The organism is Nitrospinota bacterium (assembly GCA_029881495.1).
Taxonomy (GTDB): domain Bacteria; phylum Nitrospinota_A; class UBA7883; order JACRGQ01; family JACRGQ01; genus JAOUMJ01.
Genome location: JAOUMJ010000008.1, coordinates 48,264 through 63,017 on the forward strand (window position 1 = coordinate 48,264; position 14,754 = coordinate 63,017).

Genomic DNA, 14,754 nt, shown 5'->3' on the forward strand with positions numbered 1-14,754 from the left:
TTTAGTTAAAGATGTTTTTAACATCAGGTTCTCTTTTATGGTACTTTTATTCGTAGGAGCAGTATTGCATCAAGGGGACTTTCCGCGTTATGACTTTTATCAAAACTGCGTTTATATGGCGGTATTTTATTTATGGAAATAGAAAAGTTTGAATTCTTTTCCGGCCTGACTTCAGCCGAGCTGGGGGAGATGAAGAAACTCCTGTCTGAATTGGAGTTCAAAAAGGGGGATATCCTGTTCCACGAGGGGGAGCCTCCCGCGCACCTCTGGTTCGTCGTCGAGGGGGAGGTAAAGGTTTTCAAGGAGTACGCCTCCGGGAAATCGGCCATCATGGGGATTTTCGGAGTAGGGGGAACGGTCGCCGAAGCGGCGATAATCGACGGAAAGGCGTATCCGGCATCATGCCAGGCGGTCACGAACGTCAAGGTCGCCCGTATGAAGCGGGACGACGCCTTGAGAATAATGACCTCCAATTCCAAGATCGCGCTCCGCATCATGATGGGGTTGAGCTCCAAGCTCCGCACCATCACGAGCGACCTCGGAAGCATGTCGGTGCTCTCCGTCATCAGGCGCCTGTCGCGCTTCCTTTTGAAGCTCTCGGACAAGATGGGGGTGAAGGAGAAGGACGGGATAAGGTTCGAGCTTTTCCTTACAAGGAAGGACATGGCAGAGTGCATAGGCACATCCTTCGAGGTGGCCGTCCGCGCACTCGGCAAACTCCAGAGCGACAATGTACTTGAGATAGATGGAAAGAAGGTTCTTATAAAGGAGATAGAAGAGCTCGAAAGGCTTGCTGGGGAGATGGACCGCTCCGAAGACGGCGAGGATTGATCACCCCACGTCTATTTTTTTTAAATTTTCGCCGTTCTGCCGCCGCGTTCTATTTAAAAGCCGGGAAGTTGACGTCGAACTTTATTTTCTTTCCCATTTTGTCCGAGTAGAAAAGGTGTCCCATCTCCACGCCGTGCAGGTATACGTCGCGCGTCACCTTCACATCCTGCTTGCAGTACTCGGAGATAAGGTCAAGTTTCCCTTCCCGAAACCATTTCAGTGATTGGAGACCGTCGGCGCTCTTTGAAACGCCTAGCGTATTCATCGCTATGTTGTCGAGACTCAACCGGAAGTTCAGCCGGTTCTTCACCTCTTCAAGGATGTCGAAAGTGGGGAGCGTTTTTCCAAGCGGTTCGTCTGTATACCCTTTCAATACGCCGTAGTCGAAGTTTCTGGAATTGAATCCCACTACGAGGTCGGAGGCTTTTAGAAGCTTTAGAAGTTCTGGCACATCTTCATCGTGGTAGACGTGATAGGTGTCGTCGGTGAAATCGTATACTACCCCTATGGCGACCCTCATAAGGTGAGTGTTGTTCCACCCACCTACTTCGTCGGCCCCTTTCTGTGTCTCAAGGTCGAAAACTACTATCCGCTTTTGGGGGACAATCTTCTCTTCGCTCTTTTTTGCGTCTCCGCTGAATTCAAATCCAAGCTGGCTCATTTATCGAACGCCCCAGGCATAAGCGACATCATGCGGAACGCAAGGCGCGAGGCGATAAAGTCAGGAGAGTGAAATCCTTTTATCGGAGCGAGTTCCACCAGGTCGCCTCCGATGATCATTTTTGTTTTCAAGATGGTCTTGAAAATTTCCATAACCTCGTTCCATGAAAATCCTCCCGGCTCCGGTGTTCCTGTCGCAGGTATAAGCGACGGGTCGAGGCCGTCGATATCGACCGTCAGGTAGATCTTTTCAGGTAGTGTCGCGAGCGCCTCATCCAGCTTCCCCTTGCTGAATGTTTCCGCCGGCTGAAGCACGCGTAGATTTTTCTCCTTGATGAGCTTCCACTCTTCAATGGAACAGCTCCTTATGCCGAGCTGAACGGCAGGGGCCACCTCGATGATCCTCCGCATAACGGCGGCGTGACTGTGGATGGTCCCTGAATATTCGTCCCTCAGGTCGGCGTGGGCGTCTATCTGCACTACGCCTATCTTTTCACCGCTCTTTTCATAGTGTTTCGCTACGGCCCTTACGGCCGGGCCGGTGATGGAATGTTCCCCTCCAAGCAGGAACGGCATCTTGCCGTCATCCAGAATGCGGGAAACGCTCTTCTCTATCCGCTCCATCACCTCTTCCGTTATTCCTGTCACGTCGAGTTGAGGTGCAAGTGTCTGCTTCAGCTTCGTATAGTCCCTCTCCGTTGCCATGTCGAACATCTCGGCGTTCGGGGATGCGCTTATTATCGCCTCCGGGCCGTTTGCCGTTCCCCCCTTGTAGGAGACAGTTCCTTCAAACGGAATAGGGACGATTACAATGGACGCATTTTCATACGTATAGCCTGTTTCGCCGAACATCGGGGTATTTTCCATAAGCTGTTTGTAGCAGAAAAATGCTAGCATTAGAAGATGAAACGTCTTCTGCTCTCAATAATCTTAATCTCACTGTTTTCACCGTACCTCCCTGCCCAGACGACGGAAGAAGAGATCAAGGTAGGCGAAAACGGCGACAAGTATATTCGAGAGAATTTCGGGGAGTATGACGATAAGAAGATCCAGGATTATGTGACGCGGATTGGGAACAAGCTTCTTGAATCGATTGATGACGCTGAATTTAAATATCATTTTCTCGTAATCGAGGATCCGGCGCTTAACGCGTTCGCCCTTCCCGGTGGCTACATTTACATTACTACAGGAATGCTCGCGTATCTGAACAGCGAGGCCGGACTTGCGGGGATACTTGGTCACGAGATTGGGCATGTGATAGGCCATCACTCGATAAAACAGATGAAGAAAAGCATGGGGGATACGCTCCTTGTCTTTGCCGGGCTTGCCGGCTCCATCGCTACCGGGCAGGCGGCGGACACGACGCTCGCGTGGGTGGTCGCCACATCGCAGATATCCGAGATGAACAGGCTCGGATACGGCCGCGATCTGGAACTCCAGGCAGATGAATTCGGGATGATCTACACATACGATGCCGGATACGATCCGAGAGAGGTATCGACTTTTTTTCAAACCCTCAAATTCAAGGAGAGGGTAAGCGGCGTGGGGTATCACGGATTTTCCGCCACTCACCCCGATACTGTCGAGAGGGTTATCAAAAGCGACGAAAAGGCGGGGATACTGATAAAACGCGGCAAGAAGGTAAAGTCATCCCGCGAGGAGTACATAAGGGCGATCGAAGGGCTTACATACGGCAGGTTCGACAGGAGAAAAAAGGAAAAACCAAGCTTCAAGATCGCGATATACGAAGCAAAGGAAGGGGATACTTTCCGCACTATCGCGGCTGAACAGTCGATGGACGAGAGTATGGCCTTTGAAATCGCTGTAATGAACGCGATGAGGCCGGACGATCCGCTTGAGCCGGGATTTCTGATGAAGGTCCCGGTGCCCTATAAACCGCCTGTGTCTGATCACTCCCCGGTAGACGGTAAAAAGCACAGGGGCAAAGGGGGCGGTCAGGGGAAAGGGCCCGGTTAACGTCATCGCCATCAATGTTTCCCTTTGACTTTTCATGTTGATATAATCACCTGAATAATGGCAGACAAACGATTGCGCGCGGGTGTTATAGGGGTTGGCAGAATGGGACAGTTCCATGCCAATATCTACAGCGAATTGAACGATGTGGAATTCATCGGGATCTCCGATCTGAACTCCGAGAGGGGGGAGATGGTCAAGGAGAGATTCGGCGTAGAATATTTCCCCGATTTCAACGACCTCCTTGAAAAGGTCGACGTAGTTTCGATCGCCGTTCCCACGAAACTTCATTATGAAGTGACAAAGCAGACCCTCCTTAAAGGGAAACATGTCCTCGTTGAAAAACCGATCTCAAATAACTACGAGCATGCCAAGGAACTTTTCGATATTGCAGGGAAGATGGGGATGGTTCTGCATGTCGGCCATGTAGAGCGGTTCAACGGCGCGGTGCAGGAGCTCAGCAAGCTGATCGAGGATCCGATACTTATCCAGAGCCGGAGGCTTGGACCGTATGATCCGAGGGTCGCCGAAGACGGTGTGGTGCTTGATCTCATGATCCACGACATCGACATCATTCTTAACCTGGTCAAATCCGAAGTAACGATGCTCAACGTAATAGGTACAAAGGTTTTTTCCGACAGGGACGACGTCGTCGACGTTCAGATGATGTTCAAGTCCGGCTGTATGGCGACTATCACCGCGAGCAGGGCGACGCAAAACAAGGTCAGGAACATGGCTATCACCTGCAAGTCGAAATACATGAAGCTTGATTTTGCCGACCAGGAGATCCTCGTTCACAGGATGGCCTCCTCGCAACATGAAATGCGCTCAAAGGAGTTGAAGTACAAGGAAGAGGACAGGCGCGAGCGGATCTTCGTGCACCGTGAAAACCCGTTGAAGCACGAGATACAGCATATGCTCGACTGTGTGCTGAACAGAACGGACAGAAGGGTCTCGGTCGACAACGAACTTCAGTCGCTTCGCGTTGCGTTGCAGATTCTAGACAAGTACAAGGCCCTAAAAACCTCCTAGAGTTGATGGAGCCAATCCCCAACAACATTCTTGGCCTTATCGCAGGCAAGGGGGAACTGCCGCAACTTGTGGCCGAGACCGCCTCGCGCAAGGGGTTGAAGGTCGCCGTCGCCTGTTTCGATGACGCCGTTTACAAATCCCTTCAATCAATGGTCTACAAGATAGCCCTCCTCGGGATAGGCCAGGCCGGAAAGACGATAAAATATTTGCGGGATTCCGGCGTCGTTCGCGTAGTCCTCATCGGCAAATTCGAAAAGAAACTTGTTTTCAGAGACCTTCTTTTCGATGCGGCAGGACTCAGGATCATGTCGCGGGCTGTAAGGAAGAGCGATACATCTGTAATACTCTCCATATTCGAGGAGCTTGAGAGCGGAGGACTGGTGATAGAAAAGCAGACAGACTGGCTGCCCGACCTTCTTCCGGGGAAAGGGACGATCGGCACAGTACAGCCTTCGGAAAGGGTGCTTAACGACATAAGCTATGGAGCGGAGATATGCCGTGATCTTGCGGGAAAGGATATAGGCCAGACGATAATCGTGAAGGAAGGGGTCGTCGTCGCAGTGGAAGGGGTCGAAGGGACCGATGAAACCATCGAGCGCGGATGCAGGCTCGCGGGCAACGGAGTAGTGATGGTCAAGATGAGCAGGCCGAAACAGGACATGCGGTACGATATTCCAACGATCGGACTGGAAACAATAAACAGGCTCGCCGATATGAAAGCCGCTGGTTTGGCGTTCGAGGCGGGCCGGGTGGTAATAGTGAACAAGGACGAAGTTGTTAAGCGCGCAAATGCCGCCGGCATCTCGCTCGTGGCGGTCTGATATTTACGAAAGCCCTCTCTGACCGTGGATATCTATTTCCTGGTCAGTAGGGCGTAGGTTCCCTTAAAGGTTGCGGCTAAAAACCCGCCGGAGTAAATCTCTGACGTGAGGCCGATTTTTGCCTTTCCGTTCCGCTTGAATTTTTCAAAGAGCTGGTCTGTTTTTTCAGGGTCGATTTTGCAAATGGCGTTTAGCTCTCCGTCAACAGGTTTTGGAAAAGCGGTCTCACTTTTTGTGATGACGACAGAACAGTGCAAGTTGTTTTCCCTGATTTTTATCCATAAAAGACCCCAGCCGGATAAAACCAAAATTGAATAAATACTCCCGCCGAAAGCAGTCTTCTTGTGATTGATGTTCGGCTCAAGCGGGGCGCAAAGTGTTAGCGTCGAGCCGTCATAACTCTCCACGCTTATGCGCATCGCTTTTGCCAGAGGTATTTCGGCATGCATCACCTCCTCGAGTTCTCTTGAAATATTTTCGTATTCACTGCTCATAAAAAGAGTTTATCGGATTCTTGTGGTAAATGACCAAATGATGAAAAAGGCCGGCAATCGCTTGCCGGCCGTCATTGTCTGAAAGCGTAGCCGAAGGGGGACTAGATATTCCCTTTTTTGGAGTCGCCCGGTTTGCTGGTTGGCTGTTCGGGGTTTTTCTGTTTTTCTTTTGACGATGTATCCCCCTCTTCGCTCATATCCATCGGGCAGTTCTCACCCATGTCGATTTTGCACTGCTCCTTGGTTTTCCCGCCACAGCAAGTTTTTCCCGCTTTTTCCTTGGCGTGAACTGTAAGAGCCGGGCTCGTAAAAAGGGAGAGCGCAATAGCAAGCGTTGCAACAGTAATTATCTTTCGCATCTTTCCTCCTGATTAACTTCTGCCAGTTATTGGCGATTATCGGAGGATTATAGCAGATTTGTGAATCTGGCGGTTATCAGGGATGGAGTATCGCTTCAGCGAAGAGCTTTGGGTCGAACGGCTGGAGGTCGTCTATCTTTTCACCTATCCCGATGAATTTTACCGGGAGCTTCGTTTCGGTGATGATCCCGATGACAGCGCCCCCCTTTGATGTCCCGTCGAGCTTTGTGAGCACTAGCCCGGTGAGATTGATCTTCGAGTGGAACTCCTTCGCCTGATTGAGTGCGTTCTGTCCCGTCGTGCCGTCGAGGACGAGAAGGGTCTCATGCGGCGCCCCCTCCACTTCCCGGCCAATTATCCTGCGTACCTTCGCCAGTTCCTCCATCAGGTTGGAGCGGGTGTGAAGTCGCCCCGCCGTATCTACTATCACGATATCCTTTTTCCTGGCGACAGCCGCCTTCATCGCGTCGAACGCAACCGCGCTCGGGTCGGAGTTCGGCTGGTGCTTTACGATGTCGCACCCAACCCTCCGGCTCCATTCGTCGAGCTGTTCTATCGCCGCGGCGCGAAATGTGTCCCCGGCGGAGAGCAAAACGCTTTTTCCGGACGACTGGTAAAAATTCGCCAGTTTCCCGATAGTTGTTGTTTTTCCGGCGCCGTTCACCCCTACGACAAGTATTACGTGCGGAGCGGTGTGGTTTCCGGCGGGAGTTTCGAGAACCGGTTTCACGCTTCCAGCAAGTTCGGCGATCTTTTCGCTAAGGAACGGTCTTATTCCGTCGACAGTGGTTATCTCCTTGTTTTTTACCGCTTTTTTAAGGCTGTCGATAAGGGAGATTGTCGTCGGCATTCCGATATCGGCGGTAATCAGGGCGTCTTCGAGCTCCTGGATGACCTCGTTGTCTATCGAGATTCTCCCGGTAGTGGCGTATGTGATGCCGCTTATGAGGGTTTTATTGGTTTTCTTCAGCCCTTCCTTCAGCCTGGCCAAAAGCCCCTTTTTTTCTATTTCCATCGGTTTGCAGTCTAGTCTGTTTTAATCCCGAATAAAACGGGTTAATATTATGCAAACAAAATGGGGCAGGTAATAGTCGATTTGCGGAAGTACAGGGCAATAGCTTCGCGCTGGGAGATCAGGTGCAACTATCAGGATTTTTTATTAAAGAGATGAGAAGTACAACACGCCCTGCCGCGTTGCTCCTTTTCATATTTTTGCTGTCGCTCCCCGGCGCTCGTTCGCTTTCATATGCCGATGAGAATCCTTTATGGGTAGCGGAAAACATCTCCGTCTCCGGCGCGAAAACTGAACCGGTCGACCTGAGGAAAAGCGATACTCCTCTGCCGGGGCCGAAAATTTCGGTGAACTCCTCCGCCGCTTCGGACGCGCCGTTAAATGAATCGAGGAAAAGCGGCCTTGATGTAAACGGTGAGAAGGCGAGCAGAAGGGGCACGGATAACGGACCGAAGATGTCGCTCAATTTCGAATCGGCCCCCATCCGGGAGGTTATCAAGAATATTTGCGAGTTCCTCGGGATGAATTACATCATCGAGGACGACGTCAAAGGATTCGTAACCATCAGGACGCTTGACCGCATACCGTCCGCAGGGGCGGCGGACCTCCTCGATCAGCTCCTGGTGATAAACAATCTCACGCGGGTGAAGGTGGGTGACTACTGGCGTTTCCTCCCTCTGGCGAAAGCTATGCAGGAACCTCTGCCGGTCTACCAGGATCCGCCAGCTTCGGAATTCGCCGCCGCCGACAGATTCCAGATACAGATCCTTACGTTCAATTATGTCTCCGCCGCGCAGGTGCTGGAGATCATGAAACCTTTTCTTTCAAAAACAGCTTCCGCCTCCCTCCTGGCGCGGTCAAACATGCTCATTCTTGTCGAACGCGGCATCAAGCTCGTCGAGATCATGGATCTTGTAAAGGCGCTTGATGTTGATTCGCTCGATACGATGCAGGTGAAACTCTTCCCCGTGCAGAACGCCTATTCAGCCGACGTGACAGCGGAACTGGTTTCTATCTATACGGCAATGGGATACATAAATAAAACGGCAGGCACCGGGATAACTTTCCTCTCTCTCGACCGCATGAATGCCATACTGATGATCAACCCGTTCCCGAAGCTCTACCCGACCATTCAGGAGTGGGTGGCGAAACTCGATTCGGGTCCCGTTGAAACGGAAGAGCTCTCTACATTCATCTATGACGTGCAAAACGGGAACGCGGAAAATCTGACCTCGATTCTCAATCAGATATATTCCATGGATGAAAACGGCTCCGCGTCGGCCCCCGCCGATCCAAAAGGGGCAACAGCCGTGAAGGAAGACACCGGCAGGAGGTTCAAGGCGGAAATAGCCAACTCTTCGCTCAGCGGCTCACTTCAGATAATTTCGCACAAGGATACCAATACGATAATAATAAGAACCGCGCGGAAGAATTATCCGATGATCCTTGAAACGCTAAAGAGGCTAGATTCGAAGGCGCAACAGGTGCTGATAGAAGTGCTCATCACGGAGCTGACTCTTTCCGACGATCTTCAGTTCGGGCTTGAGTGGGCGATAAGGAGCGCCAACGGCAAGGACTTCATGGCATTGAACGCGGGGGGGCTTGGCGAAAGAGGTTCTGTCGGATCAAACCTGAACACTACATTTAATCCTGCCGGCGGCAGCGGGCTCAGTTTTTTCACAAGGCCGTCCGCGAACGCGATGGGGCTACTCCACGCGCTCGCCTCGCAGTCGAAGCTGGAGGTGCGCGCCTCGCCGATGCTCATGACAAGCGATAACAAACCGGCTTCAATAGACATCACGAGCGAGGTTCCGATATCGACGACTTCTTTCTCCTCCACCGGCGCGGAGGTGCAGAACATCCAGTACAGGAGCGTCGGCATCAGGCTTTCACTTACGCCGAAGATAAACGAGGACAAGTATGTCGCGCTGGAGATAGACCAGGAGATAAGCCAAATAGACGACACAAGGAAAGGGCCGAACAACGAATCGTATTTTTTCAGGAGACAGGCGAAAACCTCCGTGATGGTGAAGGACGCGCAGTCGGTGATGATAGGGGGGATGATCAACAACACGAAAGGTGGGGGGCGATCCGGCATTCCTATCCTTTCGAAGATCCCGATAATCGGATGGCTTTTCGGCGCGACTGATAAAAAGGAGGAGAAGACGGAACTCCTCATCCTCCTTACGCCGCATGTGGTGGAGAACGACGAGCAGGCGGAGGTGCTCACTGAGGATTACAAGAAGAAGATAATGAGCCTCCAGAGCAACGCGAGAAAAACCAGAAAAAGCACAGAGGAAAACGACAATGGGAAAAATGCCCCGAAGGATGGCGTAACCGGGGAAGGCCCAGAAAAGAACGCGATGTGATCCGTTCCGATCTCTGGAGTTGAGCCGCTTTCAGGTATCTGGCGAAAAATAAACCTGAAAAGCGAAATGAAAATTAATTAAATTGACTTATTTGTTACAAAGTGGAAAAATAATCTACTTAGAAAAGGTATCAACTGGAGGTTAACTAAGCCCAAGGATTTGTTCCGGCAACCTTCTGATTACCCGACCCGGGCTGGAAATTCCACCTAATCAATAAATATGGGAGTTTAATATTTACCGTGTCCATGAATATAACCGAGCTAAAGAAAAAAACGGTATCGGAACTTAATGTCATCGCGAAAAGCCTGGACATCCAAGATATAAGCGGCATCCGCAAACAGGATCTTATCTTCAAGATAATCGATTCGCAAACGAGGAAAGAATCTGGCGTTTACGGAGAGGGCGTCCTCGAAATATTGCCGGACGGATTCGGGTTCCTCAGGGCGCCTTCGTGCAGTTACCTGCCGGGACCCGACGACATGTATGTTTCGCCTTCGCAGATTCGGAAGTTCGATCTCCGCACGGGGGATACCATCTCGGGCGAGATACGGCCTCCGAAGGATGGCGAGCGTTACTTCGCCCTTTTGAAAGTTGAGAAAATAAACGGCGAAGAGCCTAACCTTGAAGAAGCAAGATACATGTTCGACGACCTTACGCCTCTCTACCCGGACGAGCGCCTGACACTGGAGACAGAGGACGGCAACATGTCGATGAGGGCGATGGATCTGATCACGCCGATAGGGAAGGGACAGCGCGGTCTGATCGTTGCGTCTCCCCGAACAGGTAAAACGATGTTCCTGCAGGGGCTTGCGAATTCGATTGCGAAAAACCACCCCGAGGTGATGCTGATAGTCCTTCTCATAGACGAGAGGCCGGAAGAGGTTACGGACATGGCCCGCTCGGTAAAGGGGGAGGTAATAGCCTCCACATTCGACGAACCGGCCCAGCGACATGTTCAGGTGGCTGAAATGGTCATCGAAAAGGCGAAGCGCCTTGTTGAGCACGGCAGGGATGTAGTTATCCTTCTTGATTCGATAACCCGCCTTAGCAGGGCATACAATACGATCGTCCCGCCGAGCGGAAAGGTTCTCTCCGGCGGTATCGACGCGAACGCGCTTCAAAGGCCGAAAAGGTTTTTCGGCGCGGCAAGGAATGTCGAAGAAGGTGGAAGCCTTACCATCATGGCAACCGCTCTGATAGAGACAGGAAGCAGGATGGACGACGTTATTTTCGAAGAGTTCAAGGGAACGGGAAACATGGAGATACATCTTGAGCGCAGGCTGGCCGACAGAAGGGTCTACCCTGCGATAGATATCACGAGATCGGGAACGAGAAAAGAAGAGCTGTTGCTTCCCGAGGAGGAGCTGGGCCGCATCTGGCTTTTAAGAAAGGTTCTACAGCCTATGGATCCTATAGAAGCGATGGAGCTTCTTCTTGATAAGATGAGACAGACCAAGAACAATAAACAGTTCCTGAAAGCATTGGGAACGTCCTGATTTTTTTTTAAACGGAGAGGTTATGCGTAAAGATATTCACCCTGACTATGTGGCTTCAAAGATAATTTGCGGTTGTGGCGCTATTACGGATACAAGGGCGACCGTCGCGGAGATCAAAGTTGATATTTGTTCATCCTGTCACCCCTTTTACACGGGCAACCAGAAACTTATAGATACTGCCGGGCGCGTGGAGAAATTCCGAAAGAGGGCGGCGCAGGCCAGCAAGTAGCCTCTTGCCGGGAGAAATAGTTTTTAAAACAAGGATGTTTAAGAGTATACCGATACTTCATTTTCATTTCGGCGCATGCGGCCATAAGAGCCCCTGCGCCTTCCCGTTCGCTTAGCCCCCCAATCCCATGTTCAAAAAATTAACTTCTATCGAAAAACGTTTCGACGAACTAAGCGATCTCCTCAGTAAGCCTGAGAATATTTCCAATCAGGAAAAATACAGGAAATACAGCAAGGAGCAGTCCGACATTTCCGACATTGTCGAGGCGTACCGGGAGTATAAAAAGGTGGTCAAAACCATCGAGGATAACGAAGAGATCATAAATAGCGGAGGCGACAGGGAGCTTTCGGATATGGCGCGCGAAGAGAACGAGGCAAACACCGAACTGCTGGAGAAGCTGGAAGGAAAACTGAAACTTCTGATGGTCCCCCGCGACCCCGATGACGAGAAGGACATCATCCTCGAGATAAGGGCCGGTACGGGCGGGGACGAGGCGGGGATTTTCGCGATGGATGTATTCACCATGTACCAGAGGTACGCTCAACTGAAGGGTTTTAAGGTGGAGATCCTGAGCGCAAGTCAGACACAGGTCGGCGGATTCAAGGAGGTGATAGCCTCTATCACCGGGAAGAATGTATATAAGCAATTCAGGTATGAAAGCGGCGTGCATCGCGTCCAGCGCGTCCCCAAAACCGAAACCCAGGGGAGGATACATACATCGGCGATCACCGTCGCGGTTCTACCACAGGTAGAGGAGAAGGATGTAAAGCTGAATGCCGGCGAGCTGAAAATAGACATATACCGGTCAAGCGGACCCGGCGGACAGTCGGTGAATACAACGGACTCTGCAGTAAGGATAACCCACCTCCCGACAGGGATAATGGTGGCGATGCAGGATGAAAAGTCGCAGCATAAGAACAGGGAGAAGGGGATGAGGGTTCTCCTCTCCCGCGTCCAGGATTTCTATATGCAACAGGAAAAGGATAAGCAGGACGCCAGCAGGAAAAAAATGGTCGGTTCCGGCGACAGAAGCGAAAGAATACGCACATACAACTTCCCGCAGGGGAGATGCACCGACCACCGGATAAATCTCACCTTGTACTCGCTGGAATCGATAATGCTTGGCGAGATAGACGATCTGATAGAGAACCTCCAGCGCCACGCGCACGCGGAAGCCTTGACGGCGCCTGCGCCCACCGCGCCGGAAGGGAAATGATGATCGGCAACATGCCGGATATTTCCGCCGCCTTTCTTGTATCGAACGCCGCAGAGTTGCTGACAAACAGCCAGACTCCCAGGCTTGACGCCGAGATCATCCTTTCACACATCCTCGGGATCGAGCGAAGCGAACTTCTATTGAGAGAGGTTTGTCCTGGAGAAGCGGAGACATCGGCTTTTGAAAAGCTGATTGAGAGACGTCGGAGAGGGGAACCGGTGGCTTATCTCACCGGGAAGAAGGATTTTTACAAGCATACCTTCGCTGTGAACAGTTCCGTACTGATACCGAGGCCGGAAACCGAAGGGGTGATTGAAGCTGTATTGGCGCGCTACCGGAACGTTGAAGCGCTGTCACTTCTCGATATCGGCACAGGTTCTGGCTGTATAGCTGTTTCAATCGCGGTAGAAAGGCCGAAATGGAGGGTCGTTGGCTCCGATATATCTTCTGCCGCACTTGAAACGGCTCGCGGGAACGCATCCTTGCTCTCCGCTTCGAACGTGGAGTTTGTCGAATCCGATCTCTTCTCCGCGATAAACGGAAAATTTGACGTAATTGTTTCCAATCCTCCATATGTTCCCTCTTCCGACGAGAAAAACATCATGGCAGATGTGAGGGAGTATGAACCTCATGGCGCCCTCTTTGCGGGTGATGACGGGCTATCTGTCATAAGGAGGCTCCTTGCTGTAGCATCGGGGCACCTGCATCGCGATGGAATGCTCTTTTGCGAGATCGGATTCGGGCAGAGGGACGACGTGGAGACTCTTATTGCAAACGCTCAGGGTGATGATTGGAGCGGTTATTCATTTATCCAGGATCTCTCCGGTACGGATCGCATTCTAGCAGTGCAAAGATCGGGAAAAAATGGGAGGGATTAGCCGCTTGGCGTCCCGTCGACGTTTGCTATCGGAAATAAACTTTCCTGCCGCATCTTTCACCATTTTCAGTTTCTTCGGTAGAATGAATGTTGGAGAAATATGGAGCTAATAATTATCGAGGGCGGACAGAGACTGGAAGGTGATATTAACGTTTCTGGAGCGAAGAATGCCGCTCTCCCCGCCTTTGCCGCGTCGCTTCTCTGTCCGGGAGAATTCAGATTTTCAAACGTGCCGGAGCTGAGGGATATCAATACCATCTCATCGCTTATGCGGGAGCTGGGGGCGTCCATATCGAAGCAGGAAAATAATGCCATATCCATCAATACCGAGAATCTGAATGGATCGGTTGCGCCTTATGATCTTGTGCGGACAATGCGGGCGTCTTGCCTTGTGCTTGGCCCGCTCCTTGCCAGGCTCGGTCAGGCGCGCATCTCGCTTCCTGGGGGTTGCGCTATCGGCGAGAGACCTATCAATCTTCATTTAAAGGGTTTCGAGGCGCTTGGCGCCAGGATATCGCTTGAGCATGGCTATGTGAATGCGGATGCGCCGGAAGGCCTCCATGGGGCGAAAATAGTTTTCGATCTGGTAACGGTCACCGGAACGGAAAACCTAATGATGGCCGCGACAGCGGCAAAAGGGGAGACTATCCTCGAAAATGCCGCGCGTGAACCGGAGGTCGTTTTCCTGGGTGAGCTTCTGAAAAAAATGGGGGCGGATATTGAAGGGGCTGGAACCGATAAAATCGTAATCAGGGGGGGGCGCGAGCTGAGGGCCGTGGAAATGGGAATTATCCCGGACAGGGTTGAAGCCGGAACCTTTATGGCCGCGGCGGCCATAACGGGGGGACATTTGAAAATAACGAACTGTCTGCCGAAGCACCTTGACGCTGTGACACAGAAATTCGTTGAAGCAGGGTGCAGGATAACCGCCGGAGACGATTGGATAGATATCCTCGGCCCGAAAAGACCGGGTGCCGTGGACATAGAGACCGCGCCATACCCCGCTTTCCCTACCGACATGCAGGCGCAGTTGATGGCAGTGATGTCGGTTGCCGATGGCGCAAGCGTCATTACGGAGACGATTTTTGAAAACCGTTATATGCATGTGGCGGAGATGCGGAGAATGGGGGCGAACATAACCGTAAGGGACAAGACGGCATTCGTCAAGGGTGTGGCAAACCTTTCAGGCGCAAACCTGATGGCTACCGATTTGAGGGCAAGCGCTTCGCTGATCGTCGCCGGTCTTGCCGCGCAGGGGCTTACTGAAATAAGACGTATCTACCACCTCGACCGCGGCTACCAGAGGATAGAGGAAAAGCTGAAAAAAGTGGGCGCGGTCATCCGCAGAGAAAAAGAGTAGTAATTCATGATTATTTTTTTTAGA

Annotated in this window: 15 protein-coding genes; 10 read left to right on the top strand and 5 right to left on the bottom strand. The window is 51.7% G+C overall.

The features are described 5' to 3' along the window. Positions 1-132: 132 nt before the first annotated feature. Entirely contained in the window at positions 133-831 is a 699-nt protein-coding gene (locus OEY64_05190; protein ID MDH5542340.1) for a Crp/Fnr family transcriptional regulator, read from the top strand. A 49-nt stretch (positions 832-880) separates the two neighbouring features. Here OEY64_05190 and OEY64_05195 read toward each other — a convergent pair whose 3' ends face one another. Both OEY64_05195 and speB read right to left on the bottom strand, forming a co-directional pair. Then, positions 881-1,492, bottom strand: a complete 612-nt coding sequence (locus tag OEY64_05195) for a ribonuclease H-like domain-containing protein (GenBank protein ID MDH5542341.1) — start codon at positions 1,490-1,492, stop codon at positions 881-883. Next, positions 1,489-2,388, bottom strand: a complete 900-nt coding sequence (speB, locus tag OEY64_05200; protein MDH5542342.1) for an agmatinase — start codon at positions 2,386-2,388, stop codon at positions 1,489-1,491. Before speB ends, OEY64_05195 begins: the two co-directional genes overlap by 4 nt. A 6-nt stretch (positions 2,389-2,394) precedes the next feature. Here speB and OEY64_05205 point away from each other — a divergent pair, with 6 nt between their 5' ends. From OEY64_05205 to lpxI, 3 genes are read left to right on the top strand one after another with little or no spacing between them, the layout of a single operon-like run. After that, complete coding sequence (locus OEY64_05205; GenBank protein MDH5542343.1) at positions 2,395-3,468, top strand: M48 family metallopeptidase; 1,074 nt, start codon at positions 2,395-2,397, stop codon at positions 3,466-3,468. Between the two features lie 57 nt (positions 3,469-3,525). Then, entirely contained in the window at positions 3,526-4,497 is a 972-nt protein-coding gene (locus tag OEY64_05210; GenBank protein MDH5542344.1) for a Gfo/Idh/MocA family oxidoreductase, read from the top strand. Positions 4,498-4,502: 5 nt separating this feature from the next. Then, the gene (lpxI, locus tag OEY64_05215) at positions 4,503-5,318 is read left to right on the top strand and encodes a UDP-2,3-diacylglucosamine diphosphatase LpxI (GenBank protein ID MDH5542345.1); all 816 of its coding nucleotides are present in this window, start codon (positions 4,503-4,505) and stop codon (positions 5,316-5,318) included. Positions 5,319-5,350: 32 nt separating this feature from the next. Here lpxI and OEY64_05220 read toward each other — a convergent pair whose 3' ends face one another. From OEY64_05220 to ftsY, 3 genes are all read right to left on the bottom strand, one after another. Further along, positions 5,351-5,812, bottom strand: a complete 462-nt coding sequence (locus OEY64_05220; GenBank protein ID MDH5542346.1) for a thioesterase domain-containing protein — start codon at positions 5,810-5,812, stop codon at positions 5,351-5,353. 101 nt (positions 5,813-5,913) lie between these two features. Next, a complete protein-coding gene (locus tag OEY64_05225) occupies positions 5,914-6,171 on the bottom strand; it encodes a hypothetical protein (protein ID MDH5542347.1) in 258 nt (85 codons plus the stop codon). 76 nt (positions 6,172-6,247) lie between these two features. Continuing rightward, positions 6,248-7,186: a signal recognition particle-docking protein FtsY gene (gene ftsY / locus OEY64_05230; GenBank protein ID MDH5542348.1), complete on the bottom strand. Its 939-nt coding sequence runs from the start codon at positions 7,184-7,186 to the stop codon at positions 6,248-6,250. 152 nt (positions 7,187-7,338) lie between these two features. On the opposite strand from ftsY, the gene gspD reads away from it, so the two are divergent. The 6 genes from gspD (at position 7,339) to murA (ending at position 14,730) form a co-directional block, all read left to right on the top strand. Continuing rightward, on the top strand, positions 7,339-9,552 hold the full coding sequence (gspD, locus tag OEY64_05235; GenBank protein ID MDH5542349.1) for a type II secretion system secretin GspD: 2,214 nt from the start codon (positions 7,339-7,341) through the stop codon (positions 9,550-9,552). A gap of 245 nt (positions 9,553-9,797) precedes the next feature. Continuing rightward, positions 9,798-11,048: a transcription termination factor Rho gene (gene rho / locus OEY64_05240; protein ID MDH5542350.1), complete on the top strand. Its 1,251-nt coding sequence runs from the start codon at positions 9,798-9,800 to the stop codon at positions 11,046-11,048. A gap of 22 nt (positions 11,049-11,070) precedes the next feature. Next, positions 11,071-11,277, top strand: a complete 207-nt coding sequence (gene rpmE, locus OEY64_05245; GenBank protein MDH5542351.1) for a 50S ribosomal protein L31 — start codon at positions 11,071-11,073, stop codon at positions 11,275-11,277. Between the two features lie 127 nt (positions 11,278-11,404). Beyond that, complete coding sequence (prfA, locus tag OEY64_05250; GenBank protein MDH5542352.1) at positions 11,405-12,493, top strand: peptide chain release factor 1; 1,089 nt, start codon at positions 11,405-11,407, stop codon at positions 12,491-12,493. Further along, complete coding sequence (gene prmC, locus OEY64_05255; protein MDH5542353.1) at positions 12,490-13,371, top strand: peptide chain release factor N(5)-glutamine methyltransferase; 882 nt, start codon at positions 12,490-12,492, stop codon at positions 13,369-13,371. The genes prfA and prmC overlap by 4 nt, the downstream gene beginning before the upstream one ends. Positions 13,372-13,470: 99 nt before the next feature. Then, on the top strand, positions 13,471-14,730 hold the full coding sequence (murA, locus tag OEY64_05260; protein MDH5542354.1) for a UDP-N-acetylglucosamine 1-carboxyvinyltransferase: 1,260 nt from the start codon (positions 13,471-13,473) through the stop codon (positions 14,728-14,730). Positions 14,731-14,754: the final 24 nt, after the last annotated feature.

What these genes read in the sequence shown, in the direction of transcription:
- OEY64_05190 (MDH5542340.1), top strand. Translation starts at nt 133, where the DNA reads ATGGAAATAGAAAAGTTTGAATTCTTTTCCGGCCTGACTTCAGCCGAG.
- OEY64_05195 (MDH5542341.1), bottom strand. Translation starts at nt 1,492, where the DNA reads ATGAGCCAGCTTGGATTTGAATTCAGCGGAGACGCAAAAAAGAGCGAA.
- speB (MDH5542342.1), bottom strand. Translation starts at nt 2,388, where the DNA reads ATGCTAGCATTTTTCTGCTACAAACAGCTTATGGAAAATACCCCGATG.
- OEY64_05205 (MDH5542343.1), top strand. Translation starts at nt 2,395, where the DNA reads ATGAAACGTCTTCTGCTCTCAATAATCTTAATCTCACTGTTTTCACCG.
- OEY64_05210 (MDH5542344.1), top strand. Translation starts at nt 3,526, where the DNA reads ATGGCAGACAAACGATTGCGCGCGGGTGTTATAGGGGTTGGCAGAATG.
- lpxI (MDH5542345.1), top strand. Translation starts at nt 4,503, where the DNA reads ATGGAGCCAATCCCCAACAACATTCTTGGCCTTATCGCAGGCAAGGGG.
- OEY64_05220 (MDH5542346.1), bottom strand. Translation starts at nt 5,812, where the DNA reads ATGAGCAGTGAATACGAAAATATTTCAAGAGAACTCGAGGAGGTGATG.
- OEY64_05225 (MDH5542347.1), bottom strand. Translation starts at nt 6,171, where the DNA reads ATGCGAAAGATAATTACTGTTGCAACGCTTGCTATTGCGCTCTCCCTT.
- ftsY (MDH5542348.1), bottom strand. Translation starts at nt 7,186, where the DNA reads ATGGAAATAGAAAAAAAGGGGCTTTTGGCCAGGCTGAAGGAAGGGCTG.
- gspD (MDH5542349.1), top strand. Translation starts at nt 7,339, where the DNA reads ATGAGAAGTACAACACGCCCTGCCGCGTTGCTCCTTTTCATATTTTTG.
- rho (MDH5542350.1), top strand. Translation starts at nt 9,798, where the DNA reads ATGAATATAACCGAGCTAAAGAAAAAAACGGTATCGGAACTTAATGTC.
- rpmE (MDH5542351.1), top strand. Translation starts at nt 11,071, where the DNA reads ATGCGTAAAGATATTCACCCTGACTATGTGGCTTCAAAGATAATTTGC.
- prfA (MDH5542352.1), top strand. Translation starts at nt 11,405, where the DNA reads ATGTTCAAAAAATTAACTTCTATCGAAAAACGTTTCGACGAACTAAGC.
- prmC (MDH5542353.1), top strand. Translation starts at nt 12,490, where the DNA reads ATGATGATCGGCAACATGCCGGATATTTCCGCCGCCTTTCTTGTATCG.
- murA (MDH5542354.1), top strand. Translation starts at nt 13,471, where the DNA reads ATGGAGCTAATAATTATCGAGGGCGGACAGAGACTGGAAGGTGATATT.